The sequence below is a fragment of the Pseudocitrobacter sp. RIT415 genome (genome assembly GCF_003057695.2).
GTDB classification, from domain to species: domain Bacteria; phylum Pseudomonadota; class Gammaproteobacteria; order Enterobacterales; family Enterobacteriaceae; genus Pseudocitrobacter; species Pseudocitrobacter faecalis.
Genome location: NZ_QBJC02000014.1, coordinates 70,359 through 95,604, shown reverse-complemented (window position 1 = coordinate 95,604; position 25,246 = coordinate 70,359). Strand labels below are relative to the sequence as shown.

The window sequence follows — 25,246 nt, the reverse complement described above, 5'->3', positions numbered from 1 at the left end:
GAGTAGCACATGGATTACATTCGCCAGCCGCAGGCCATTGAGGCAAAAAGTTTTGACATTATCGGCGAGATTATTCGCGAAACGCGGCCCGATTATCAGTTTGCCAGCCCGCTCCATGAAGCCATCGTCAAACGGGTAATCCACACCACCGCTGATTTTGAGTGGCTGGATATTCTGTGGTTTTCCCCGGATGCGCTGGCGCGTCTGACGTCAGCCCTGAGTCGCCCTTGCACGCTCTACACCGACACTACCATGGCGCTATCGGGGATTAACAAACCGCTGCTGGCAAGCTTTGGCGGCGAATGTCGCTGCTACATCAGCGACCCGCGCGTGGTGCGCGAAGCCAACGCGCAGGGCATGACCCGCTCGATGGCTGCCGTGGATATCGCTGTGCGCGAAGAGGGGGAGAAAGTCTTTGTCTTCGGCAATGCGCCGACCGCGCTGTTCCGCCTGCTGGAGCTGAACGTGCCGGTGAGCGGCGTGGTGGGCGTGCCGGTTGGGTTTGTCGGTGCCGCGGAATCCAAAGACGCGCTGACTCATAGTGCGCTGCCCGCCATTGCCGCGCTGGGGCGTAAGGGCGGCAGCAACGTGGCGGCGGCGATAGTGAACGCCATTCTCTACCACCTGCGGGATGCACAATGAGCGACGCCGCGTTTGACGCCCCGGTCTGGCACAACGGTAAACCGCTGCGCAAAGGGTATACCACCGGTTCCTGCGCCACCGCCGCCGCGAAAGTGGCGGCGCTGATGGTGCTGCGCCAGCACATTATTCATCAGGTCTCGATCGTGACGCCCTCTGGTGTGACGCTCAATCTGAACGTTGAAGTGTCGCAGATTGAGGGGCAGCAGGCGGTGGCGGCGATCCGTAAAGACGGCGGTGATGATGTCGACGCCACGCACGGCATGCTGATTTTTGCCCGCGTGACGCTCAACGACAGCGGCGAAATTGTCTTACGCGGCGGGGAGGGCGTGGGCACCGTAACCCGCAAAGGTGTGGGCCTGCCGCTCGGCAGCGCGGCGATTAACCGTACGCCGCGTCAGACCATCGAAGCTGCCGTTCGCGAGGCGATTGGCCCGGCGCGCGGCGCAGATGTCGAGATTTTTGCGCCGGAAGGCGAAGCGCGGGCGCAGAAAACCTACAACGCCCGGCTCGGCATTCTGGGCGGCATCTCGATTCTTGGCACGACCGGTATCGTCACGCCAATGTCAGAGGAGAGCTGGAAACGTTCGCTGTCGCTGGAGCTGGAAATCAAACGCGCCGCGGGCCTCAGCCGCGTGGTACTGGTGCCGGGCAATCATGGCGAACGTTTTGTCCGCGAACAACTTGGCATTGATAGCGACGTGGTGGTCACCATGAGCAACTTTGTCGGCTATATGCTGGATGAAGCCGTGCGCCTGGGGTTCCGGCACATTGTGTTGATTGGTCACCCCGGCAAACTGATCAAAATTGCCGCCGGGATTTTCCATACCCACAGCCATATTGCCGATGCGCGGATGGAAACGCTGGTGGCGCATCTGGCGCTGCTTGGCGCGCCGCTGGAACTGCTGACGCAGGTGAGCGATTGCGATACCACCGAGGCGGCGATGGAGCACATTGACGCCTTTGGCTATCAACGCATTTACAACCATCTTGCCGAGCGGATTTGCCTGCGGGTGCAGCAAAAACTGCGCTTTACCAAAACACCACCCGTGTGCGACGCCATCATGTTTGCCTTTGACAACCAGGTGCTGGGGAGCAATCGCCCGGTCAAAGCGATCGTGGAGGCGCTGCAATGCTAACGGTCGTAGGCATGGGGCCTGCCGGGTTAACGCTTATCACACCGCTGGCAAGCGAGGCTATCGCGCAGGCGCAGGTGCTGGTTGGGGCAAAACGCCATCTGGCGCAGTTTCCTGCATTCACGGGCGAGCAGCGCCAGCTGGATGCAGATATCCCGCAGTTGCTGGCGTGGATTACCGCGCATTGGCAGAAAAACATCGTGGTGCTGGCTTCCGGCGACCCACTTTTTTACGGCATTGGCACGCGAATGGTGGCCCACTTTGGCCGCGAAAACGTGCGTGTCGTGCCGGGGATCAGCGCGGTGCAGTATCTGTGCGCCCGCGCCGGAGTGGATATGAACGAGATGTGGCTCACCAGTAGCCACGGGCGTGATGTGTCGTTTGATGAACTGGCTCGACACCGCAAAGTGGCGATGGTGACCGATAGCCGCTGTGGCCCTCGCGACATCGCGCAACAGCTTGTGGCAAGAGGAAAAGGGCACCGCTGGATGGTGATTGGGGAACATCTGGCGATGGAAAATGAACAGATCCACTGGCTGCGCGTCAGTGAGGTCAATGCCGATTACGGCATGAACACGGTGGTGATCCTCGATGAAAGATGAACTGTTTCTGCGCGGCGAGAAGGTGCCGATGACCAAAGAGGCCGTGCGGGCGCTGGCCTTATCGAAACTGGATTTACATCACGCACGTCATTTTATTGATGTGGGGGCGGGCACCGGCAGCGTCTCCATTGAAGCGGCGCTTCACTTCCCGGCGCTAAAAATTACTGCAATAGAACGCAACTCGGCCGCACTGGCGCTGATGGCGCAAAACTGCCGCCATTTTGCCTGCGAAAATATTGTGCGCATCCAGGCCGATGCGCCTGTGGTGGTGGACGAAAAAGCCGACGCTATTTTTATCGGCGGCAGCGGCGGGAACCTGGCGTCGCTGATTGACTGGGCGCTTGAACAACTGCATCCCGCAGGGCGTCTGGTGATGACCTTTATTTTGCAGGAAAACCTCAATAGCGCGCTGGCACATCTGCACCAGCGCGGCATTGCTCCGCTGGATTGCCAGCAGATTCAGGTTTCCGCCCTGAGCCCGCTCGGTAGCGGCCACTATTTCAAAGCCAACAACCCCGTCTATGTCATTGCCTGTCAGAAGGAAGAAGCGCATGTCTGAAACATTGGATCCCCGCTGCGTCTGGTTCGTCGGCGCAGGGCCGGGTGACCGGGAACTGATTACCCTCAAAGGCTATCGTCTGCTACAGCAGGCGCAGGTGGTGATTTACGCCGGGTCATTGATTAACACCGAACTGCTGGAGTACTGCCCGCTGGAAGCGGAGTACTACGACAGCGCGGAACTGCATCTCACGCAAATTCTTGATGTGATGGAAGCGGGCATAAAAGCGGGCAAAACCGTGGTGCGCCTGCAAACGGGCGATGTCTCGCTTTACGGTTCGGTGCGCGAACAGGGTGAAGAACTCACCCGCCGTGGTATCGCCTGGCAGGTTGTCCCGGGCGTCAGCGCATTTCTTGGCGCGGCGGCGGAACTCGGCGTTGAATATACGGTACCGGAAGTCTCGCAAAGCCTGATTATTACGCGTCTGGAAGGCCGTACCCCGGTACCCGCGCGCGAACAGCTCGAATCTTTCGCCCAGCATCAGACCTCGATGGCGATTTATCTTTCGGTTCAGCGCATCCATCGCGTCGCCGAGCGCTTGATTGAAGGCGGTTATCCGGCCAGCACCCCGGTTGCGGTGATTTACAAAGCAACCTGGCCGGAAAGCCAGACCGTGCGCGGTACGCTGGCGGATATCGCAGACAAAGTGCGCGAAGCGGATATTCGCAAAACGGCGCTCATCCTCGTGGGGGCGTTCCTGGGCGAGGAGTATCACTACTCAAAACTCTATGACGCGAAATTTAGCCATGAATACCGCAAAGCCTGAATCCATCACGCTGTTTTGCCTGACGCCCGGCGGCGTTGAACTGGCGAAACGGCTGTCGGCTATGTTGCCGATGACCTGCTTTACCCGCGACGAATTGCTTGAACCGGGTTTTTTACCCTTTGACGGCGGTTTTGCCCACGCGGCACGGACGGCGTTTGCGCGCGATTCCGCGCTGATTTTTATCGGTGCGACCGGCATTGCCGTGCGCGTGCTGGCTCCGGCGATCGCAGATAAGTTCAGCGATCCGGCAGTGATCGTCATTGATGAGCGCGGAGAACACGTGATCAGCCTGCTGTCTGGCCATGTGGGCGGGGCGAACGCCCTGACGCGTAAGTTAGCGGATTTGCTGGGGGCTGACCCGGTCATTACCACTGCAACCGATGTTAACGAGTTGGCTGCACTCGACACGCTGGCCGTTGCGTTGAATGCGCGCATGAACGATTTTCGCGCGGCGGTAAAAACGGTTAATCAGATGCTGATTAGCGGAAAACGCGTGGGGTTGTGGTGCGAGCCGGAATATCGCGAGGCGCTTAATCAGTGTGATGTGCGTGGGTTTATCCCCGTGGAGACGTTGCAGTCGCTGCCGCCGCTGGACGGGGTGGTTTGCATTACGCCGGCGCGCGAGCTTCCCGACATCGCCATTGCGCACTGGAAGCTGGTGCCGCAGCGCATTGTGGCGGGCATTGGTTGTCGTCGCGACACCGATTCGGCGCTGCTGGCAACACTCTTCGCGCGTCAGATGGCGGCGTACGGTGTTGACCCGCTGGCGCTAAAGGCGATTGGCAGCATCTCACTGAAAAAAGAGGAACCGGCGCTCAACGCGCTGGCTTGCGCATACCGCGTGCCGTTTTACACCTTCAGTGCAGAGGCGTTGCGCGAACATGAACACCGATTTACCTCCTCTGATTTTGTCCGCCAGACGGTGGGCGTCGGCAGCGTCTCCGGCCCGTCGGCCTGGTTGCTGAGCAGGGGAAATATCTCAGGAGAGACCCTGCGTGAACAGGGCGTCACCATCACTTTGGGAGTAGCACACTGATGTTAACCGTTATTGGAATTGGCCCGGGATCGCAGGCAATGATGACCATGGAAGCGGTGGAAGCCTTGCAGGCCGCAGAAATCATCGTCGGCTACAAAACCTACACCCACCTGGTGAAGGCATTTACCGGTGAAAAGCAGGTGATCAAAACCGGGATGTGCAAAGAGATTGAGCGTTGCCAGACCGCCATTGACCTGGCGCAAGCGGGGCACAATGTGGCGCTTATCAGCAGCGGCGATGCCGGAATTTACGGCATGGCGGGGTTGGTCCTGGAGCTGGTCAGCAAACAGAAGCTTGATGTGGAAGTGCGCCTGATCCCTGGCATGACCGCCAGCATTGCGGCGGCGTCATTGCTGGGCGCACCGCTGATGCATGACTTCTGCCACATTAGCCTGAGCGACCTGCTGACGCCGTGGCCGGTCATTGAAAAACGCATTATCGCCGCCGGGGAGGCTGACTTTGTTATCTGCTTCTATAACCCGCGCAGCCGGGGCCGCGAAGGGCATTTGGCGCGTGCGTTTGAACTGCTGGCGGGCAGTAAAAGTGCCAGTACGCCGGTGGGGGTGGTGAAATCTGCCGGGCGTAAGAAAGAGGAAAAATGGGTGACCACGCTTGGCGAGATGGATTTCACGCCGGTGGATATGACAAGCCTGGTGATTGTCGGCAATAAAACCACCTATGTGCAGGATGGGCTGATGATCACGCCGCGAGGATACGTGCTGTGAGTTTCGGCAATGTGTTGGTCATCGGTGGCACCAGCGACGCGCGGATGATTTGCCAGTTGCTGGACGCCGCAAATGTGCATTACACCCTGTCAGTCGCCACGCCAACCGGGCAGCAACTGGCGGGCGATATTCGCGGGCAGGTGCGCTGCGGACGGCTGGAGCTGGCGCAGATGGTGACGTGGTTAAAGGAAAATAACACGCGCTGGGTGATCGACGCGTCGCATCCTTACGCCGACGTTGTGAGCCGTAACGTACTGCGTGCCTGCGAAGCGGCGGGTGTTTTGCTGAGCCGCTATCAACGCCCGGAACAGCTTCGCGATCTCACCCATCCGTTGCTCCATTTTGTGCCGGATATTCGTCAGGCGTGCGACGTGGCCAGCCGTTTTGGCGAGCGTGTATTGCTCACTACCGGCAGTAAAGATTTAGCGCTATGGCGCGCGGGCCTGCCGGAGAAAACGCTGCTGGCCCGGGTATTACCGGTGCCTGAAGTGATAAACCAGTGTGTCGAACTGGGTTTCGGTGTGGGCGAGATTTTCGCTCTCTGTGGCCCGTTCAGCGCGGAGTTTAACGCCGCGTTTTACCGCCAGTGCCACGCTGATGTGGTGATCACCAAATCCTCAGGCGCCGAGGGCGGTTACCAGGAAAAAGTCCAGCCCTGTCTGGATGCAGGCATTCCCTGCATCGTCATTACGCGCCCGGCACCGCTGGTGTCGGGAGATGAGTTACTGGAAAACCGCGCCGATGTACAGCAGCGTTTAGCACGCTGGCTGGCGACGGCGGAAGGAGAAAATCGATGAAAAAAGCCCTTCTGGTCGTCAGCTTCGGCACCAGCTACCCCGAAACCCGTGAGAAAAACATCGTGGCCTGCGAGCGTGAGCTTGCCGCCAGTTGCCCGGATCGCGACCTGTTTCGCGCCTTCACTTCCGGGATGATTATCCGCAAGCTGAAACAGCGCGACGGTATCGAGATTGATACCCCGTTGCAGGCGCTGCAAAAACTGGCGGAGCAGGGGTATCAGGATGTGGCGATTCAATCGCTGCATATTATCAACGGTGATGAATACGAAAAGATTGCTAACGAAGTACAGTCTTTACGCCCGCTATTTACCCGACTGACGCTGGGCGCGCCTTTATTGAGCACCCACGATGACTACGTTGACCTGATGTCAGCGCTACGCCTGCAAATGCCTGCGCTCACCGCTAACGAGAAAGTGGTCTTTATGGGCCACGGCGCCAGCCACCATGCCTTTGCCGCCTATGCCTGTCTCGACCATATGATGACCGCGCAGCAATTTCCTGCGCGGGTCGGTGCAGTTGAAAGCTACCCGGAAGTGGACGGGTTGATTGCCAGTATGCAACGCGAAGGCGTAAGCGCCGTTCACCTGATGCCGCTGATGCTGGTCGCGGGCGATCATGCGATTAACGATATGGCTTCTGAGGAAGACGACTCCTGGAAAACCTTATTTAACGCCGCTGGGATCTCCGCGACTCCGTGGCTGTGTGGCCTGGGCGAAAACCCGCAGGTAAGGGCGATGTTTGTGAAGCATCTGCATCAGGCACTTAACGAAACCCTGGGAGAAGCCGCATGACGGGGAAATTATATGCGCTAAGCACCGGGCCGGGCGCATCAGACCTGATTACCGTACGCGCCGCCCGCACGCTGGGCTCGCTCGATATTCTCTATGCTCCCGCCGGACGTAAAGGCGGCGACAGCCTGGCGCTCTCTATTGTGCGGGAGTATCTCGGCGAGCAGACGGAAATTCGCTGCTGCCACTTCCCGATGAACGCCGACAGCGCGGAAAAAGAAGCCGTCTGGAACGAGGTTGCCGCCGCGCTGGTGCAGGAAGTGGAAGCTGGCAAACAGGTTGGATTTATCACGCTGGGAGACGCGATGCTGTTCAGCACCTGGGTCTTTCTGCTGGCCCGTATTGGCAATCGAGACTGGCTGGAGATTGTGCCGGGCGTGACGTCGTTTGCCGCCATCGCCGCCCGCAGTAAAACGCCGTTGGCAATGGAGCAGCAGTCGATGGCAGTGATCGCCTGTACCGCGCCGGAAGCGGATATTGCTCAGGCACTGGCGCAACACGACAGCCTGGTACTGATGAAAGTATATGGCCGCTTCGCCCGCATTAAGGCGCTACTGGCGCAGGCGGGGCTGCTGGAGTGCGCGTTGATGATGGCGGAAGCCACGCTTCCCAATGAGCAGTGCTGGCACAACCTGGCTGACGTCAGCGACGACCAGCCGTTGCCGTACTTCTCCACCATTCTGGTCAATAAACAGTGGAGGACCGCACAATGACGCTGGAAAAACAGCTCAAACAGCTTTCCCTGAGCGGCCTGGCCGCCGCGCTGCTGCTGATGGTAGTGCCCGAGCAGGCATTCGCTATGCACATTATGGAAGGTTTTTTACCGCCGATGTGGGCGCTGGCCTGGTGGCTGCTGTTCCTGCCATGCCTGTGGTACGGCTTAGTGCGCCTGCGCCGTATCGTGGCGGAAGATAACCATCAGAAGGTGCTGTTGGCGTTGTGTGGGGCGTTTATCTTCGTGCTCTCCGCGCTGAAAATTCCATCGGTCACCGGAAGCTGTTCGCATCCCACCGGGGTCGGTCTGGCGGTGATTCTGTTTGGCCCCGGCGTCGTGGCGATTTTGGGGGCAATTGTCCTGCTGTTCCAGGCGTTGTTACTGGCCCACGGCGGGTTAACCACGCTGGGCGCCAATGGCATGTCGATGGCGGTCATTGGCCCGGTGGTTGGGTATCTGGTGTGGAAAATGGCCTGCCGCGCCGGGCTGCGTCGCGATGTGTGCGTGTTTTTGTGCGCCATGCTGGCGGATCTGGTGACCTATTTCGTCACTTCAGTACAGCTGGGCGTTGCGTTCCCGGATCCTGAAACCGGTGCGACAGGCTCCATCGTCAAATTTATGGGGATCTTCTGCCTGACGCAGATCCCGATTGCTATTGCTGAAGGGTTATTAACGGTGCTGATTTACGATCAGCTTACCAAACGACAGTTGATTTCCGTACAGGGGCATTAAATGAAAAAGACGTTGATTCTATTGGCGATGGTAATTGCGCTGGTGATCCTGCCGTTTTTCATTAATCACGGCGGCGAATATGGCGGGTCGGACGGTGAAGCGGAAAACCAGATTCAGGTGGTCGCGCCCGACTATCAACCGTGGTTCCAGCCGTTGTATGAACCGGCCAGCGGCGAGATTGAAAGTTTACTGTTTACGCTGCAAGGCTCCATTGGCGCGGCGGTGATTTTCTACATTCTTGGCTACACCAAAGGACGCCAGCGTCGTGATGACCGGGCTTGACCGCATCAGTTATCAGAGCCGCTGGCGACATATCGCGCCGGAGTGGAAATTTCTGCTCTGGCTGTTGCTGATGGTGCTGGCATTTACGCTGCCCGTTATGGGGCGCGTGATGACGCTGCTGTTTACCGCCGCGTTAACCTGCTTTGTGGCACGCATTTCCCTGTGGCGCTGGTGCCGCTGGATGGCGCTGTCGCTGGGGTTTTTGCTGGTGGGCGTGCTGACGATTTTGTTCAGTATCGGTCGCGACCCGCAAAGCCTGTGGTGGGGCATTTCCATTGGCGATTACTGGCTGGGCATGTCGTCTTCAGGGCTTATCACCGCCAACGACACTTTCTGGCGCAGCCTGTGCGCGTTGTCGGCGACGTTCTGGTTGGTGCTTACTCTGCCGTTCGATCAGCTTATCGTTTTGCTACAGCGCGCGCGGGTGCCGCGCTTAATCACCGAACAAATTCTGCTGACCTGGCGCTTCATTTTTATCCTGTTAGATGAAGCTCTGGCCATTCATCGCGCACAGACGCTGCGTTTTGGGTATCGTAGTCTGCCGAAAGGCTATCGCTCGCTGGCGATGCTGGTCGGGTTGCTGTTCACGAGGGTGCTGATGCGTTATCAACAGATGGCGACGACGCTGGATATCAAACTATATCAGGGTGATTTTCACCTTTAGGGGCCCGGATGCTCGCGACCACCAATCTCTGTTTTCGCTATCAGGATTCTCCCGTGTTGACCGGCCTGAATCTTGATTTCTCTGCTCAGGCCGTTACCGGGCTGGTGGGGGCCAACGGCTGTGGAAAATCGACGCTGTTTATGAATTTAAGCGGCATATTACGCCCGCAGCAGGGCGCGGTATTGTGGCAGGGTAAACCGCTGGAATACAGCAAACGCGGGCTGCTGGCGCTTCGCCAGCAGGTGACCACCGTCTTTCAGGATCCGGACCAGCAAATCTTCTATACCGATATCGACAGCGATATTGCCTTCGCGCTGCGCAACCTCGGCGTGGATGAGACTGAAATCACCCGCCGGGTGGAGGACGCACTCACGCTGGTGGATGCACAGCATTTTCGCCATCAGCCGATTCAGTGTCTCAGCCATGGGCAGAAAAAGCGCGTGGCAATTGCCGGCGCGCTGGTGCTGAAGGCGCGCTATCTGTTGCTCGATGAGCCGACGGCAGGGCTTGATCCGTCCGGGCGTACGCAGATGATTGACATAATCAGACGCATTGTTGGTCAGGGAAATCATGTGGTGATCTCCAGCCACGATATTGATCTGATTTATGAAGTGAGCGATGCGGTGTATGTCATGCACCGGGGTGAAGTGCTGGCCGAAGGCGCGCCGGGGGACGTTTTTTCACGCGCGGATGTGATGGCGAAAGCCGGGTTGACGCAGCCCTGGCTGGTAAAGCTGCATGCCCATCTCGGCCTGCCGCTGTGTAAAACCGAAGATGAATTTTTCAGCCGTATGCGCAACAACAATCAGGAACATGCATTATGACGCAGGCAATTATGATTCAGGGTACCGCGTCCGACGTCGGCAAAAGTGTGCTGGTGGCGGGACTGTGCCGTATTTTTCATCAGGACGGGCTGAAGACCGCGCCGTTTAAATCGCAGAATATGGCCCTTAATTCTGGCATCACACCAGATGGCAAAGAGATGGGGCGCGCGCAGATTTTTCAGGCGGAAGCCGCTGGTATTACGCCGGATGTGCGCATTAACCCGGTGCTGCTCAAACCCACCAGCGACCGCAAGGCGCAGGTGGTGCTGATGGGCAAAGTCATGACCGACATGGACGCCGTCAGCTATCACGACTATAAGCCGCGTCTGCGTCAGCAAATTCTTGAGGTGTATACCAGCCTTGGGCAGGAGTACGACGCGCTGGTGCTGGAAGGCGCGGGGAGCCCGGCAGAAATTAATCTGCGCGATCGCGATATCGTCAATATGGGCATGGCCGAACTGGCGCAATGCCCGGTGATTCTGGTGGCTGACATCGACCGGGGCGGCGTTTTTGCCTCTATTTACGGCACGCTGGCGCTGCTGCTTGAGCATGAGCGTGCGCGGGTAAAAGGGGTGATCATCAATAAGTTTCGCGGCGATGTCTCACTGCTGATGCCTGGCGTTAAACAGATTGAAGACCTTACCGGCGTACCGGTGCTCGGCGTGATGCCGTGGCTGGACGTTGATCTTGAAGAGGAAGACAGCGTCGCCATGCAGCGAGGGCTTTATCGCCATATTGGCGATCGCCCGGTGACCATCGCGGTGGCGCAACTTCCGCACTTATCCAACTTCACCGATCTCAATGCGCTGGCGGCGCAGCCGGATGTACGGGTGCGTTATGTGCGCACGCCGGAGGAACTGGCCGATGCCGACCTCATCATTTTACCCGGCAGCAAAAATACGCTTGGGGATCTCAACTGGTTGCGGCAAAGCGGCCTCGCGCAGGCGCTGCTGGCGCGGCATCGCGAAGGCACGCCGGTGATAGGCATTTGCGGCGGCTATCAGATGCTCGGCGAAACCATTACCGATGAGATTGAATCCGGGCTCGGGGTGCTACCGGGTCTGGGGTTGCTGGCGACAGACACGCTGTTTGCACCGGAGAAAACCACCGAGCAAACGCGCGCGCGCCTGCAAACCACGCTTCCTGGCTGGCTGGCGGGTGTATCGGGGATGGATATCTCCGGGTATGAAATTCATATGGGGACTACCACCCGCCACGCGCACTGCCGCGCGGCGCTGGAGCTGCATCGCCCGAACGGATCTACGCTTGCCGAAGGCGCGGTCAGCGACGATGGGCTGGTATTCGGCACCTATCTGCACGGTTTATTCGACAGCGATGCCTTCACGCGCGGTATCGTTAACGCTCTGCGTCAGCGCAAAGGGCTTTCCGCCCTGGATGTCACGGTGAGCTATGCCGATTACAAAGCGCAGCAGTTTGATATCCTCGCTAATGCGATGCGTGAACATATTGATATTGAAAAGATTTATCAGATTATGCACGACTATCAGGAGCCGCAATCATGATACTGGTCACCGGTGGCGCGCGTAGCGGTAAAAGCCATCACGCGGAATCGCTGCTGCGCGATTACCCGCGCGTGCTCTACATCGCCACCTCGCACATTACCGATGCGGAAATGGATGCGCGTATTCAGCATCACCGCGATAGTCGTCCGGCGCACTGGCGCACTGCCGAACGCTGGCAGAATTTAGCCGAGGTGATCGCCCCGACAAACAATCCGGAGGAAGCGATCTTACTGGAGTGCGTCACGACGCTTGTGACCAACGTGTTGTTTGCCAACGGCGGGGAAGGCGATGTCGATAACTGGGATTTCGCGACGCTGGAACGGGCGGTGGATCTGGAAATTGAGAAGCTTATTATAGCGTGCCAGCGCTGCCCATCATTGGTGGTGCTGGTCACCAATGAAGTGGGAATGGGGATCGTGCCAGAGAATCGTCTGGCGCGCCATTTTCGCGACATTGCCGGGCGAGTGAATCAGAAACTGGCGCAGGCGGCGGATGACGTCTGGCTGGTGGTGTCAGGAATTGGAGTCAAAATAAAATGAGCAGGATCTTCTTTGCCACGCTGTCGTTTATGAGTCGTTTGCCGGTGCCTCAGCGCTGGTCGCAGGGCCTGGATATCGATCAATATGTGCGTGGCATCGTCACGTTTCCCCTTGTCGGTTTGTTGCTTGGGGTATTAAGCGGGCTGGTCTTTATGCTGTTACAGCCCTGGTGCGGCGTGCCGCTGGCGGCATTTTTCGCGGTGCTGGCGCTGGCGCTGCTGACCGGCGGTTTCCATCTTGATGGTCTGGCCGATACCTGTGATGGCGTCTTCTCTGCGCGTCGTCGCGAGAAAATGCTGGAGATTATGCGCGACAGTCGCCTGGGCACGCACGGCGGATTAGCGCTCATTTTTGTGCTGCTGGGCAAAGTGCTGGCGGTGAACGAGGTGGCGCTGCGGGATACGCCGATGCTGGCGGCGCTGGCTTGTGCCTGCATCGCCGGCCGCGGCTGTGTGGTGCTGCTGATGTATCGCCACCGCTACGCGCGTGAAGAGGGGCTGGGCAATCTGTTTATTGGCAAAGTCACTTTCCGCCAGGCGGTAATAACCCTCGCATTGACCGCTGTTCTGGTGATGACGCTGCTGGGGGCGCATGGGTTACGCGCACTGCTGGTGACGTTCATCGCCGTGTTTATCCTTGGCCAGTTGCTGAAACGTACCCTGGGCGGCCAGACGGGCGACACCATGGGCGCAAGCATCGAACTGGGCGAACTTATCTTTCTGCTGGCGTTAATCTAAACCAGCCTTAACGGAACATCGGGGAAAAAGATGCAAACACTCTCTACGCTGCTCGCCGCCATTCCGGCGTTAGATAGCGCCGCGCAGGCGCAGGCGCAGCACCATATCGACGGGTTGCTTAAACCGCCCGGAAGCCTGGGACGTCTGGAAGCGCTGGCAATACAGCTGGCGGGCATGCCGGGGCTAAAAGGCAAGCCGCAGGTGGCGCAAAAAGCGATTCTGGTGATGTGCGCCGATCATGGTGTCTGGCATGAAGGCGTAGCGATTTCGCCGCAGGTGGTCACCGCGATTCAGGCCGCCAACATGACTCGCCATAACACCGGCGTTTGCGTGCTGGCGGCACAGGCGGGCGCGAAAGTACATGTGATTGATGTCGGGATTGACGCCGATCCTATCCCTGATGTGGTGAACATGAAAGTGGCGCGCGGCAGCGGCAACATTGCGCGTGGCCCAGCAATGAGCCACCAACAGGCGCAGGAATTGCTGCTGGAAACCATCCGCTATACGCAAAATCTGGCACAGCAGGGCGTGACGCTGTTTGGCGTTGGCGAGCTGGGCATGGCGAATACCACGCCCGCCGCGGCGATTGTCAGTGTGTTAACGGGCGCCGATCCGCAGGAAGCCGTAGGTATCGGCGCGAACCTGCCACAGGCGCAGCTGGCGAATAAAGTCGATGTGGTGCGACGTGCGATCGCCGTCAATCAGCCCAATCCTGCCGATGGCGTTGATGTGCTGGCAAAAGTGGGCGGTTTCGATTTAGTCGGCATGACGGGCGTGATGCTGGGTGCGGCATCCTGTGGTCTGCCGGTGGTACTGGACGGCTTCCTCTCTTACGCTTCGGCGCTGGCGGCGTGTCGGATTGCCCCGGCGGTCAAACCCTATCTGATCCCCTCGCATCTGTCGGCGGAGAAGGGCGCGCGTATTGCGCTGGAAGCATTGCAGCTTGAGCCGTATCTGAATATGCAGATGCGTCTGGGGGAAGGAAGTGGGGCGGCAATGGCGATGCATATCGTGGAATCCGCCTGCGCAATCTATAACAACATGGGGACGTTAGCCGAAAGCAATATCGTCCTGCCAGAGAAGTAATCTTTTCCCTTACCGCTCCGCTCTGGAGCGGTTTCGCTTAGCTTAAATAAAATTCTCCTCGTTAATTGCTGTCTTACTCAGCAGAAGGTGGAGAAAAAAGCTATAGTTAACAGATATTTTCACGGCTGAGGAAGGGAAATTATGCGTCGTGTCAAACTGTTATGCTCCGCGATATTGCTGCTCGCCAGCCAGAGCGTCCTGGCGGTGACCTACCCGCTGCCCCCGGAAGGAAGCCGACTGGTCGGCAGCCCGTTAAAAATCATCGTCCCGCTCGACAGTAACTTCCCGCTGGAAGCCTTTGCCGCCCGCTACGGACAGGGGCTGAGCAATATGCTGGAGGCCAACCCTGGCGTGGATGTGTATCTTCCTGCGCGCGGCTCGACGCTGACCATCCCGCAGCAGCTCATCCTGCCTGATACGCCACGCGAAGGTATCGTGATTAACGTCGCGGAGATGCGCCTGTATTACTATCCACCGGACGGGAGCAGCGTTGAAGTCTTGCCGATTGGTATCGGCCAGGCAGGACGCGAAACGCCGCGCAACTGGGTAACGAAAGTGGAGCGTAAGAAGGAAGGCCCCACCTGGGTGCCGACGGCCAATACGCGCCGTGAATACGCCAAAGAGGGCAAAACCCTGCCCGCGATGGTGCCTGCCGGGCCAGAAAACCCGATGGGGCTGTACGCGATTTATATTGGCAGGCTCTATGCCATCCACGGCACCAATGCGAATTTTGGCATTGGTCTGCGCGTAAGCCAGGGCTGTATTCGCCTGCGTAACGACGATATCAAATATTTGTTTGATACGGTGCCGGTGGGGACGCGAGTACAAATTATCGACCGCCCGGTGAAATACACCACTGAACCAGACGGTAGTCGCTGGCTGGAAGTTCACGAGCCGTTATCCCGTAATCGCTCTGAATATGAATCGGATAAAAAAGTACCGCTTCCGGTGACGCCAGCCATGCAGGCTTTCGTGCGCGGGGAAGGGGTAGATGCGAACCGGGCGCAAAGCGAAATGCAGCGCCGTTCGGGTATGCCGGTGAATATCAGTTCTGTGGAAAACTCGCACTTTTAGTGCAGGGGGATATTTCCGCACATGCTATACCGTGCGGAAATAATCCACAGGGAGCTGTGTATCAAATGTCATTCGCCCAATACCGGTGGAAGTTATCCACCATTCTTTTTACGGCTTTTTTATTTTCCACCCCGCTTAGTGCTGCACAAACGCTGATTTACAGCGACTATGAACCTTTGGGTAACATGCGCACTCGCTTTATAAACGATGTCTTCTTTGCTGCGATAGAAAAAGAGTCTCACGGTCGCATTAACATTGAGGCGCATTGGGACAGTGAACTCAGCAGTGGATACGATGCTTTAGCCATGGTTGGTGAGGGTAAAAAAGCCGATCTAGCCGTCGTGGTTCCTGAATACGCTTCAACAGCATTGCCCCAACATCAACTGTTTAAAAGTTTCCCTGTCGGCCCTTCAGGCGCGCAGCAGGTTGCGTTTTTCCGCGAAGTATTTTCGCGCATCCCCGCTTTTTCCGACGAACTCAGCCGGGCTAATGTTAGCCCCGTTTTTATTGCGACCGGTTATCCGCTCGCGTTCTTCAGCAGCAAGCCCATAAATAACCTTACTGTTATGCGAGGCCAAACCTGGCGTTCAGCGAGCTTCTGGCATCAGGCATTCTTACAAAATACCGGCGCCAGGGCGGTGACCATGCCATGGGGTGATGCGACGTATAAGGCATTGCAAAGCGGCAGCATTGATGGGTTGATGCTTAATGTCGATAGCGGTTACGACCTTAATGCACAACGCTACGCTCCTCACGTGTTGGTGTCTAAAGATCTCTGGCTTGGGCATGTCTATCTGCTGGTTATTAATCAAGCCAGATGGGCTTCGTTATCGGAAGAGGATCGCGCGGCAATCCAGCGTGCCGCTAACGACGCCTATGCGCAGCTGGGTGGCGTGATGGACCGCAGTTTCGATAAACAAATTGCCGATCTGAAGCACAGCGGCGCAAGCGTACGTATTCTTAAGCCACAGGAAGTGCTTGCCTGGGAAGATAAGACCCAATACCAACAGGTTCAATCAGCCTGGGTTAAGGAGCAGGAGGCGAAAGGTGTGGTAGATATGAAAGAGACGCTGGAAAAACTGGTTGAGATTAAGCACTCTTTTGACTAAATGGTGGCGTTGAAAAGCAAAAAGCCCGCTAAAAAGCGGGCTTCTCGAATTTGGCTCCTCTGACTGGACTCGAACCAGTGACATACGGATTAACAGTCCGCCGTTCTACCGACTGAACTACAGAGGAATCGTTGTGGAGGCACATATTAGCGGCGAAAAAAATTTTGTCAAACACCAATTCTGGCTGTTCACGCTGATTGCCGATTCCGTCAACAATTTGTTGTAATTACCGACAAATATTAAGGAAAAATGTTTTGCAGGATTCGGGTTTCTCCCTCATCATTTGAAATGGAGTTTCAACTTTCTCACTAAGGTCCACTTTGAACGTCACCACCGCGCTCCGTCAGGCCGTCGCACGCACGCCCTGGTATAAAAAACGCAAAAGCTATCGAGTTCTCTTCTGGCGTGAAATCACCCCCCTTGCTGTACCTATTTTTCTGGAAAATACCTGCGTCCTGCTGATGGGGGTGTTGAGTACCTTCCTGGTGAGCTGGCTGGGAAAAGAAGCGATGGCGGGCGTCGGGCTCGCCGACAGTTTTAATATGGTGATCATGGCCTTTTTTGCGGCTATCGATCTTGGTACCACGGTGGTGGTGGCCTTTAGCCTGGGTAAACGTGACAGGCGTCGGGCGAGGGCGGCTGCACGGCAATCACTGGTGATTATGACATTGTTCGCCAGTGTGCTGGCGGCGGTTATCCACTATTTCGGTAGTGAGATTATTGATATTGTCGCCGGTGAAGCAACGCCGGAAGTGAAAGGGTTGGCCTTAACCTATCTTGAACTGACGGTATTGAGTTATCCGGCGGCGGCGATTGCGTTAATTGGTAGTGGCGCGCTGCGTGGTGCAGGGAATACGAAAATCCCGCTGATGATTAACGGTGGCATGAACATCCTCAATATTATCATCAGTAGCATCCTGATTTACGGGGCGTTCTCCTGGCAGGGGATGGGGTTCGCGGGCGCGGGACTGGGGTTAACCATTTCACGCTACATCGGCGCGGCGGCGATTATCTGGGTGCTGATGATAGGCTTTAACCCGGCGCTGCGTATTCCGCTGAAAAGCTATTTGAAACCGCTGAATTTCGCCATTATCTGGGAAGTGATGGGGATTGGGATCCCGGCGAGTATTGAGTCGGTACTGTTTAACGGCGGGAAATTACTGACCCAGATGTTCGTTGCCGGGATGGGGACTAACGTTATCGCGGGCAATTTTATTGCCTTTTCGGTGGCGGCGCTGATTAACCTGCCCGGTAACGCTCTGGGGTCGGCATCGACCATCATCACGGGCAAACGTCTGGGTACCGGGCAGATTGGTCAGGCGGAGCGACAACTGCGCCATGTCTTCTGGATGTCGACCATCGTACTGACGGCCATTGCCTGGGGTACCGCACCCTTTGCGGGGCTGTTCGCGTCGTTCTATACCCAGGAGCAGGATGTAAAAGAAGTAGTGAAAGTACTGCTGTGGCTGAACGCCGCATTTATGCCGATCTGGGCCGCTTCCTGGGTGCTGCCCTCGGGCTTTAAAGGCGCGCGTGATGTGCGCTTTGCGATGTGGGTATCAATGCTGGGGATGTGGGGCTGCCGCGTGGTGGCGGGCTATACGCTGGGTATTGTGCTCGGTATGGGCGTCGTCGGTGTGTGGTTAGGGATGTTCCTCGACTGGGCTGTCCGTGGCGCATTGTTCTACTGGCGACTGGTCAGTGGCCGCTGGCTGTGGAAATACCCACGCGTGAAGATGGAGTAAGCGCCGTTGCTGTGAAAATCATCAGAAACCGATGATTTTTAACCGAAGTGTGGAATAAAACAGCAAACGATATTTTTTTGTGAAAACAGGCTTTGACAACCCCGGGGCACCCCGTTAATATTCGCCCCGTTCACACGATTCCTCTGTAGTTCAGTCGGTAGAACGGCGGACTGTTAATCCGTATGTCACTGGTTCGAGTCCAGTCAGAGGAGCCAAATTTAGAAAAGCCCGCTTTTTAGCGGGCTTTTTGCTTTTCTGCGTTCAGTAAAAAAACGGGCCGTGGCGGCCCGTTTGCTGTCTTCTCACCGGAATGGTGGCTCGTTAAAGGTTCTTAGCTTACGCGAATGCAGTTTGTCACCTTCAGCACGCAGCAGATCAATTGCGCGAATGCCTATCTGCAAATGCTCAGAAATCGCCCCTTCATAGAAACGGTTTGCCTGACCCGGCAGTTTAATTTCGCCATGCAGTGGTTTGTCGGAGACGCACAGCAGGGTGCCGTAAGGTACGCGGAAGCGATAACCCTGGGCGGCGATAGTGGCGCTTTCCATATCAATCGCCACGGCGCGGCTGAGGTTAAATCGCAGCGCGGAGGCTGAATAGCGCAACTCCCAGTTCCTGTCATCCGTCGTCACCACGGTGCCGGTGCGCAGACGTTGTTTTACCTCTTCGCCAGGCATGCCGCTGACCTGCTTGGTGGCGTCATAAAGCGCGCGTTGCACTTCGGCAATGCTCGGGATGGGAATATCGGGCGGCAGCACCGCATCCAGCACGTGGTCGTCGCGCAGATAAGCGTGAGCCAGCACGTAGTCGCCGATGGTCTGGCTTTCGCGCAGGCCGCCGCAGTGGCCGATCATCAGCCAGACATCCGGGCGCAGCACCGCAAGGTGATCGCAAATGTTTTTGGCGTTCGACGGGCCTACGCCGATGTTAATCAGCGTGATTCCCTGGCCGTCAGCGGTGATGAGATGCCACGCTGGCATCTGATGTTTTTTCCAGGCCAAATCGGAAATCGCCTGCTCCGGCGCTTCCGTTTCTGCCGTAATCCAAATCCCCCCGGCGCAGGAGAGCGCGATGTACGGGCTTTCCGGGTCGAGAATCTGGCTACAACCCCAACGAACAAACTCATCCACATAACGGGTGTAGTTGGTGAACAACACAAAAGGCTGGAAATGTTCTACCGGCGTGCCGGTGTAGTGACGCAGGCGGGCGAGCGAGAAGTCCACACGACGCGCGTCAAAGTGCGAAAGCGGATAGAACTCGGTGGGATGGAAAATGCCATCCGCCGTTTCATCACCAATCTGAGCCAGTTCAGTCGTAGGGAAAAAGCGCGTCAGGTCAGCGCTCATAGAGCGGTCGAGCATCAAGCCGTCGATTACGTACGGATAAGGGATCTCATGCTGCGACAATCCCACCTCAATGTGCGCATCATAATCTTCATGCAGCAGCGTAAGCTGTTCCAGCAGGTAAGGACGGAACAACGTGGGATGTGTGATGGTCGTGGTGTAACACCCGGAGTGGGTGAAGCGGCCAAAGGCGCGCGTTTTCTGTGCTTTGTGGGCGTTTCCACTCCATGAAACCGAGAGCTGTGGGTAGACAAAAAGCCCATCGGCGCGTGCTTTGGCATCAGGCAGCGAATGATTGTCAATGTACACGGAAATGGCATTACGCAGGGCGGTGACCGACTGGTCATACAGTGCCTGAAGTTTTTCCAGGGCTTGTTCAGGCGTCAGGCTCGCGCTTGTAGTATTCATCCTTCGCTCCTTGTGTCAGGTCTGCGGCGTTTTTCGATAGTATGTCAGCCTCAGATGAAACAAAAGCGTCAGAAGACGCCTTTGTCACAACTGATTAACCTTTAAGCAAGATGCTCAGGCCTGCGGCTTATCCTTCATCAGCAGGGCAGTAGCGGCGGATATCAGGCAGCCTGCCAACAGATAAATGGCCACGCTGTGCCAATCGCCACCCGAGAAGGTGACCAGCGCTGCGGCGATGAACGGTGTGAATCCCCCGCCAACAACGCTTGCGACCTGATAACCAACGCCAGCGCCGCTGTAACGGTAGCCTGCGCCAAACATCCCGGTGAACATCGGCTGCTGAACGCATACCACCATGTCATGCGCGACGTTAGCCAGCATGATGGCGAAGAACACTATCCAGAAAAGGGATTGTGCTTCCAGCGCCATAAAGAACGGGAAAGCGCTAATCGTGCCGGTTAATGCACCAATAATGTAGACGCGGCGTCGGCCAAAGCGATCGGCGAGCCAGGCAAAGAAGGGGATTGTCAGACAGCTCACGCCCCCGACCAGCAGGCCAATGTTGAGAAAAAGTTCGCGGGGCAGCCCGAGATTCTGCGTCGAGTAGTTAAGCGCGAAGGCAGTGACAATGTACATGGTCAACAGTTCACACAGGCGCAAACCGATAATCTTCAGGAAAGCGCCGGGATGACGCACAAGCGCTTCCATCACCGGCAGGCGTTGTTTTACCGGTGGCGTTTGCTGCTGTTGTTCAAACTCCGCGGACTCTTCCATACCATTACGGATCCATAACGCGCCCAGCACCAGAAGGATGCTAAACAGGAAAGGAATGCGCCAGCCCCAGCTCAGGAACTGTTCGTCAGTGGTGAGCATGCTGATAAGCGATACCAGCCCGGTGGAGAGCAGCAAACCCACACCATAGCCCACCTGCACACCACTGCTGTAGAATGCTTTTTTATTCTCTGGCGCGCTCTCTACCGAGAGCAGTGCCGCGCCACCCCATTCCCCGCCGACGGCAAATCCCTGAATGGCGCGCAGGGTGACCAGCAACGTGGGCGCCCACCATCCTGCCGAAGCAAAGGAAGGTAGCAGGCCAATCAATGCCGTTGCACCGCCCATCATCCAGACAGTCAGCATCAACATCCGTTTACGGCCAAGACGATCGCCGAAATGACCAAAGATCACCCCGCCGAGCGGGCGAAACAGAAATCCGACGCCGAAGGTCGCGAACGCGGCAAGCGTGCCCATCGCCGGGCTCACCTGCGGAAAGAATTCCCGATTGAAGACCAGTGCGGCGGTAATGCCATAAAGCAGAAAATCGTACCAATCGACCACGGCTCCGGCAAAGCTGCCGAGCGCGGCGCGTCGTGCGCGGCTAAGCGAAGGTGTTTTCTCCTGGAGGCGCGTGGAGGTGAGGGTGGAGTCCATAGTTATCCTGTCTGTACCGTTTTTTTTCTTATATTCGTAAATAAAATTGTACACATTGCGCCAGTGTATAACTGGTGTTTATGAGACTACCGCGTCAGAGGTGTCAGGGGAATGGTTTTATGTGCTGAATTTTACTGTAACGATAAAATTACACTTGGTTGCGCAGTAAAATTATTCATTTTTACAGAATGGGTCACAAAACGATGCGCAGAACCATCAAGTCGATGGAATGGGATCTGATAGACTGCGGCGAAACATGATATTTCATTCGACAGGGAGTCGTCGCGATTCAATGCAACTGCTAACACTATTCAGGAATAGCCTGTTTAATTTTTACGATTATCACGCTAAAAACATTCACATTGATGATATCAATTTTGTTGTTATTCACATTCCCGATCAGATTGGGGATGCCATGGCGATTTATCCTCTTATTCGCGCGCTGGAACAACAGCCAATAAGCCATCTGTTAATTGTGTCATCCACACTGAATAAACCCGTATTTGAGGCTTTAACGTTAACCCACACAAAATTAACTGTCATGACAATGACGATGCAGGATCACGCCACAATTGCTGAAATAAAGCAGGTCGCGAAGACGATAAAAGAGCAATATGGCACACCCGATCTCTGCATTGAGGCAATGCGTAAAAAGAACCTCAAAACCATGGTTTTTATCCGCACGCTAAAAGCTGGAATGAATTTTCAGGTCGTGGGGCTCACCCAGAAATGCTACTCGCCGTTATGTAAGATAGCCTGCAGAATGGACCAGCACCTGCGCGCACCTGTCCCGATGACCTGGGCGACGTTAATGAGAGACGCGGGTTTCCCTGCTGTTGCTGCGAGATATGAATTCCCGCTAAGCACTGAGACCATCACAGAAGTGCGCCGTGAGACGAGTATGCTGGGGCCCTATATCGCTCTGAATTTTGAAGGCAGCATCGCGGCGAGAACATTTTCATACTCTGTTGCGTACAATCTTATTGCGATAATTCAACGGGAATGCGAAATGCCGATTGTCATTGTGCATAGCCCCAAAGATATTGAGAGTGCGGAAAAACTCACCGAAGCGTGCGCTCATGTTTATCGATTATCATTGCCCCCCTCACTGATGCGCTCGGCGACCATTATTAAAGACGCTTTTCTGGCTATCACACCGGACACATCAATACTGCATATGGCCAGTGCTTATAATACGCCGGCGATTGCTGTTTACGCGGAGTATAAAACCCGCTGGCCGACGATGCAGGACATTGCAGAGAACATTGTGGTGGGTAAAGATATTGACCACATTAATATGAATGAGTTTGAAGTAACGTTACGGCGCATTTTAAAGAGAATCGGCAGACAACCGTGTTCTGACAGGTAACACATACCCACCGCAGAAAAGCAAAAAGCCCGCAATAAGCGGGCTTTTCTAAATTTGGCTCCTCTGACTGGACTCGAACCAGTGACATACGGATTAACAGTCCGCCGTTCTACCGACTGAACTACAGAGGAATCGTGTGAACGGGGCGCATATTAACGGGGTGACTCTGGCTTGTCAAAGGGTGTCTCTCCACTTTGCGTTCGTTTGCTGACAATTTCAGCAATTCGCAGGTGAATGGCTCTTTTTTCGCTGCTTTGCACCGGGCTGGTGCGAATTTACCACAAATGGGGCAGATCGACATCCTCTGACAGCAGGCAAAAATGGGCTTATCGATTAGAAAGCCTTGTTACGGGCGTATGGCGTCCTGTCTTAAAAGCTGGCAAGCATCTTGCAACTCCTCTGATATCTAAACGCCATTGTTGGCAGTACAGGAGGCAAAATGAACTTAAGACGGCTGAAGTACTTTGTGAAAATCGTCGATATCGGTAGCCTGACCCAGGCCGCTGAAGTGTTACATATCGCACAGCCCGCACTGAGCCAGCAGGTTGCCACCCTTGAGGGGGAGCTTGACCAGCAATTGCTGATCCGCACCAAGCGCGGCGTCACGCCAACGGAAGCGGGAAAGGTTCTTTATACCCATGCGCGGACGATACTGCGCCAGTGTGAACAGGCGCAACTGGCGGTGAATAATGTCGGGCAAACGTTAAGCGGCCCGGTCTCCATTGGCCTGGCGCCGGGTACTGCCGCATCGTCCATCACCATGCCGCTATTGCAGGCCGTGCGTAATGAACTCCCGGAAGTGCTGATTTATCTCCATGAAAACAGCGGCGCGGCGTTAAATGACAAACTGCTAAGCGGTCAGCTGGATATGGCGGTACTTTACGACCGCTCTCCCGTGGCTGGCGTGAACAGTCAGCCGTTGCTGAAAGAAGATCTCTATCTGGTTGGCACGCGTGATTGTCCGGGGCAGAGTATCGATCTCACGGCGGTTGCTGAAATGAATCTGTTCCTGCCGCGCGACTACAGTGCCGTACGCGCCAGAGTGGATGAGGCATTTTCGTTGCGTCGCCTGACGGCCAAAATCATTGGCGAGATAGAATCGATTTCTACGCTGACGGCGGCGATTGCCAGCGGGATGGGCGTCACCGTTTTACCAGAATCAGCCGCGCGCACGCTGTCACAGGCGGCCAATGGCTGGATGGCACGGATCACCACGCCATCAATGAGTCTGCCGCTATCGCTGAATATGTCCGCTCGCGGATCGCTCTCTCCACAGGCGCAGGCGGTGAAAGAAATCTTGATATCGTTGGTCAGTCGCCCGGCGCTGGATAATCGCGAATTGCAGTTGGTAAGCTAACGTATATTCTTTTAAGTAATAAGTTGCTGGTTTTTATTATTTGTTAGCGGACGCGACAGACTTTAACAATAGTGCAATGTCTGTTTGACCCGGAGGGGAAGGTGAACTTCCAGCAACTAAAAATAATTCGTGAAGCAGCAAGGCAGGATTACAACCTGACTGAAGTTGCCAATATGCTCTATACGTCGCAATCGGGTGTCAGCCGTCATATCCGTGAGCTGGAGGAAGAACTGGGGATTGAGATCTTCATCCGCCGCGGAAAGCGATTGCTTGGGATGACCGAGCCGGGTAAAGCGTTGTTGGTGATTGCGGAACGTATTCTGAATGAGGCAAGTAACGTTCGTCGTCTTGCCGATCTTTTCACTAACGAGGGTTCCGGCGTTCTGACCGTCGCAACCACCCATACACAGGCGCGCTATAGCCTGCCTCCAGTGATTAAAGCCTTTCGTGAAATCTTTCCGGATGTGCGTCTGGAGCTGGTGCAGGGAACGCCGCAGGAAATCGAAGCCCTACTGCACAATGGCGGCGCGGATATCGGCATTGCCAGTGAACGATTAAGTAATGACAGCACGCTGGTGGCATTCCCATGGTTCCGTTGGCACCACAACGTGCTGGTTCCTCATGACCACCCTTTAACGCAAATCACGCCGCTCACGCTGGAAGCTATTGCGCGCTGGCCGCTGATTACTTACCGACAGGGGATAACCGGGCGTTCGCGTATAGATGAAGCCTTCAACCGTAAAGGGTTGTTGCCGGATATCGTGCTCAGCGCGCAGGACTCAGACGTTATCAAAACTTACGTTGAGTTGGGCTTGGGTATTGGGCTGGTGGCTGAGCAGTCAGGAGATGCACAGGAGTCGGGAAAACTGGTGCGTCTGGATACCCATCATCTGTTTGATGCCAACACGGTATGGCTTGGCCTGAAACGCGGGCAGTTGCAGCGAAACTATGTCTGGCGTTTTATCGAACTCTGTAACGCTGGGTTGTCGCTGGAGGAAATTAAGCGGCAGGCGATGGAGCCTGATGAGCTGGCGCTGGATTATCAAATCTGAAAAAGCAAAAAGCCCGCAATAAGCGGGCTTTTCTAAATTTGGCTCCTCTGACTGGACTCGAACCAGTGACATACGGATTAACAGTCCGCCGTTCTACCGACTGAACTACAGAGGAATCGTGTGAACGGGGCGAATACTACTGGCCCCGAAAATTTGTGTCAACACTAAATTTAACTGTTTGATTCAATTGCGTGAATTTAGTGCAAACTGT

Annotated in this window: 26 protein-coding genes and 4 tRNA genes; 25 read left to right on the top strand and 5 right to left on the bottom strand. The window is 56.0% G+C overall.

Going from position 1 to position 25,246, the window contains the following annotated elements; translation table 11 throughout:
- Positions 1-9: 9 nt before the first annotated feature.
- From DBY68_RS14980 to dctP, 20 genes are all read left to right on the top strand, one after another.
- Positions 10-642 (top strand): cobalt-precorrin-8 methylmutase, encoded by a 633-nt coding sequence (locus tag DBY68_RS14980; protein ID WP_108475171.1) that lies wholly within the window; start codon positions 10-12, stop codon positions 640-642.
- A complete protein-coding gene (gene cbiD / locus DBY68_RS14975; RefSeq protein WP_108475172.1) occupies positions 639-1,778 on the top strand; it encodes a cobalt-precorrin-5B (C(1))-methyltransferase CbiD in 1,140 nt (379 codons plus the stop codon). The genes DBY68_RS14980 and cbiD overlap by 4 nt, the downstream gene beginning before the upstream one ends.
- Positions 1,772-2,377 (top strand): cobalt-precorrin-7 (C(5))-methyltransferase, encoded by a 606-nt coding sequence (locus tag DBY68_RS14970; protein ID WP_108475173.1) that lies wholly within the window; start codon positions 1,772-1,774, stop codon positions 2,375-2,377. Before cbiD ends, DBY68_RS14970 begins: the two co-directional genes overlap by 7 nt.
- Positions 2,367-2,936 carry a decarboxylating cobalt-precorrin-6B (C(15))-methyltransferase gene (locus DBY68_RS14965; protein WP_108475174.1) on the top strand — a complete coding sequence of 190 codons (570 nt, stop codon included), beginning with the start codon at positions 2,367-2,369 and terminating at the stop codon, positions 2,934-2,936. Before DBY68_RS14970 ends, DBY68_RS14965 begins: the two co-directional genes overlap by 11 nt.
- The gene (locus DBY68_RS14960) at positions 2,929-3,702 is read left to right on the top strand and encodes a cobalt-precorrin-4 methyltransferase (protein ID WP_108475175.1); all 774 of its coding nucleotides are present in this window, start codon (positions 2,929-2,931) and stop codon (positions 3,700-3,702) included. Before DBY68_RS14965 ends, DBY68_RS14960 begins: the two co-directional genes overlap by 8 nt.
- Entirely contained in the window at positions 3,683-4,738 is a 1,056-nt protein-coding gene (gene cbiG / locus DBY68_RS14955) for a cobalt-precorrin 5A hydrolase (RefSeq protein ID WP_108475176.1), read from the top strand. The genes DBY68_RS14960 and cbiG overlap by 20 nt, the downstream gene beginning before the upstream one ends.
- Positions 4,738-5,463 (top strand): precorrin-3B C(17)-methyltransferase, encoded by a 726-nt coding sequence (locus DBY68_RS14950; protein ID WP_108475177.1) that lies wholly within the window; start codon positions 4,738-4,740, stop codon positions 5,461-5,463. Before cbiG ends, DBY68_RS14950 begins: the two co-directional genes overlap by 1 nt.
- On the top strand, positions 5,460-6,260 hold the full coding sequence (locus tag DBY68_RS14945) for a cobalt-precorrin-6A reductase (protein WP_108475178.1): 801 nt from the start codon (positions 5,460-5,462) through the stop codon (positions 6,258-6,260). The genes DBY68_RS14950 and DBY68_RS14945 overlap by 4 nt, the downstream gene beginning before the upstream one ends.
- Positions 6,257-7,051 carry a sirohydrochlorin cobaltochelatase gene (locus DBY68_RS14940; RefSeq protein ID WP_108475179.1) on the top strand — a complete coding sequence of 265 codons (795 nt, stop codon included), beginning with the start codon at positions 6,257-6,259 and terminating at the stop codon, positions 7,049-7,051. Before DBY68_RS14945 ends, DBY68_RS14940 begins: the two co-directional genes overlap by 4 nt.
- Positions 7,048-7,761, top strand: coding sequence for a cobalt-factor II C(20)-methyltransferase (locus DBY68_RS14935; protein ID WP_108475180.1), 714 nt, complete (start codon positions 7,048-7,050; stop codon positions 7,759-7,761). The genes DBY68_RS14940 and DBY68_RS14935 overlap by 4 nt, the downstream gene beginning before the upstream one ends.
- A complete protein-coding gene (gene cbiM, locus DBY68_RS14930; RefSeq protein ID WP_108475181.1) occupies positions 7,758-8,495 on the top strand; it encodes a cobalt ECF transporter S component CbiM in 738 nt (245 codons plus the stop codon). The genes DBY68_RS14935 and cbiM overlap by 4 nt, the downstream gene beginning before the upstream one ends.
- Positions 8,496-8,777, top strand: coding sequence for an energy-coupling factor ABC transporter substrate-binding protein (locus DBY68_RS14925; RefSeq protein WP_015963893.1), 282 nt, complete (start codon positions 8,496-8,498; stop codon positions 8,775-8,777).
- Positions 8,764-9,441, top strand: a complete 678-nt coding sequence (locus DBY68_RS14920; protein ID WP_108475182.1) for an energy-coupling factor ABC transporter transmembrane protein — start codon at positions 8,764-8,766, stop codon at positions 9,439-9,441. Before DBY68_RS14925 ends, DBY68_RS14920 begins: the two co-directional genes overlap by 14 nt.
- Before the next feature lie 8 nt (positions 9,442-9,449).
- Entirely contained in the window at positions 9,450-10,265 is an 816-nt protein-coding gene (locus tag DBY68_RS14915) for an energy-coupling factor ABC transporter ATP-binding protein (protein ID WP_108475183.1), read from the top strand.
- Positions 10,262-11,788 carry a cobyric acid synthase gene (locus DBY68_RS14910; protein ID WP_108475184.1) on the top strand — a complete coding sequence of 509 codons (1,527 nt, stop codon included), beginning with the start codon at positions 10,262-10,264 and terminating at the stop codon, positions 11,786-11,788. Before DBY68_RS14915 ends, DBY68_RS14910 begins: the two co-directional genes overlap by 4 nt.
- A complete protein-coding gene (gene cobU, locus DBY68_RS14905) occupies positions 11,782-12,327 on the top strand; it encodes a bifunctional adenosylcobinamide kinase/adenosylcobinamide-phosphate guanylyltransferase (protein ID WP_108475185.1) in 546 nt (181 codons plus the stop codon). The genes DBY68_RS14910 and cobU overlap by 7 nt, the downstream gene beginning before the upstream one ends.
- Positions 12,324-13,064 (top strand): adenosylcobinamide-GDP ribazoletransferase, encoded by a 741-nt coding sequence (gene cobS / locus DBY68_RS14900; RefSeq protein WP_108475186.1) that lies wholly within the window; start codon positions 12,324-12,326, stop codon positions 13,062-13,064. The genes cobU and cobS overlap by 4 nt, the downstream gene beginning before the upstream one ends.
- Positions 13,065-13,094: 30 nt before the next feature.
- The gene (gene cobT / locus DBY68_RS14895) at positions 13,095-14,150 is read left to right on the top strand and encodes a nicotinate-nucleotide--dimethylbenzimidazole phosphoribosyltransferase (protein ID WP_108475187.1); all 1,056 of its coding nucleotides are present in this window, start codon (positions 13,095-13,097) and stop codon (positions 14,148-14,150) included.
- A gap of 141 nt (positions 14,151-14,291) precedes the next feature.
- Positions 14,292-15,224 carry a L,D-transpeptidase gene (gene ldtA, locus DBY68_RS14890; RefSeq protein WP_108475188.1) on the top strand — a complete coding sequence of 311 codons (933 nt, stop codon included), beginning with the start codon at positions 14,292-14,294 and terminating at the stop codon, positions 15,222-15,224.
- 65 nt (positions 15,225-15,289) lie between these two features.
- Positions 15,290-16,333 (top strand): TRAP transporter substrate-binding protein DctP, encoded by a 1,044-nt coding sequence (gene dctP / locus DBY68_RS14885; protein ID WP_108475189.1) that lies wholly within the window; start codon positions 15,290-15,292, stop codon positions 16,331-16,333.
- 51 nt (positions 16,334-16,384) lie between these two features.
- Here the strand turns inward: dctP and DBY68_RS14880 are convergent.
- Positions 16,385-16,460, bottom strand: a tRNA-Asn gene (locus tag DBY68_RS14880).
- Positions 16,461-16,653: 193 nt separating this feature from the next.
- On the opposite strand from DBY68_RS14880, the gene DBY68_RS14875 reads away from it, so the two are divergent.
- Complete coding sequence (locus DBY68_RS14875; RefSeq protein WP_108475190.1) at positions 16,654-18,078, top strand: EmmdR/YeeO family multidrug/toxin efflux MATE transporter; 1,425 nt, start codon at positions 16,654-16,656, stop codon at positions 18,076-18,078.
- A gap of 139 nt (positions 18,079-18,217) precedes the next feature.
- Positions 18,218-18,293, top strand: a tRNA-Asn gene (locus DBY68_RS14870).
- A gap of 87 nt (positions 18,294-18,380) precedes the next feature.
- On the opposite strand, the gene DBY68_RS14865 is transcribed toward DBY68_RS14870, so the two are convergent.
- Both DBY68_RS14865 and shiA read right to left on the bottom strand, forming a co-directional pair.
- Entirely contained in the window at positions 18,381-19,829 is a 1,449-nt protein-coding gene (locus DBY68_RS14865; protein ID WP_108475191.1) for an AMP nucleosidase, read from the bottom strand.
- A gap of 114 nt (positions 19,830-19,943) precedes the next feature.
- Positions 19,944-21,257, bottom strand: a complete 1,314-nt coding sequence (shiA, locus tag DBY68_RS14860) for a shikimate transporter (RefSeq protein ID WP_108475192.1) — start codon at positions 21,255-21,257, stop codon at positions 19,944-19,946.
- Between the two features lie 292 nt (positions 21,258-21,549).
- Here shiA and DBY68_RS14855 point away from each other — a divergent pair, with 292 nt between their 5' ends.
- Positions 21,550-22,626, top strand: a complete 1,077-nt coding sequence (locus tag DBY68_RS14855) for a glycosyltransferase family 9 protein (protein WP_108475193.1) — start codon at positions 21,550-21,552, stop codon at positions 22,624-22,626.
- 55 nt (positions 22,627-22,681) lie between these two features.
- On the opposite strand, the gene DBY68_RS14850 is transcribed toward DBY68_RS14855, so the two are convergent.
- Positions 22,682-22,757 (bottom strand) — tRNA-Asn (locus tag DBY68_RS14850).
- 308 nt (positions 22,758-23,065) lie between these two features.
- Between DBY68_RS14850 and nac the strand changes: the two genes are divergently transcribed.
- Complete coding sequence (nac, locus tag DBY68_RS14845) at positions 23,066-23,983, top strand: nitrogen assimilation transcriptional regulator NAC (RefSeq protein WP_108475194.1); 918 nt, start codon at positions 23,066-23,068, stop codon at positions 23,981-23,983.
- Positions 23,984-24,084: 101 nt separating this feature from the next.
- The gene (gene cbl, locus DBY68_RS14840) at positions 24,085-25,035 is read left to right on the top strand and encodes an HTH-type transcriptional regulator Cbl (RefSeq protein ID WP_108475195.1); all 951 of its coding nucleotides are present in this window, start codon (positions 24,085-24,087) and stop codon (positions 25,033-25,035) included.
- A gap of 39 nt (positions 25,036-25,074) precedes the next feature.
- Here cbl and DBY68_RS14835 read toward each other — a convergent pair.
- Positions 25,075-25,150: transfer RNA gene (locus tag DBY68_RS14835), tRNA-Asn, on the bottom strand.
- Positions 25,151-25,246 lie beyond the last annotated feature (96 nt).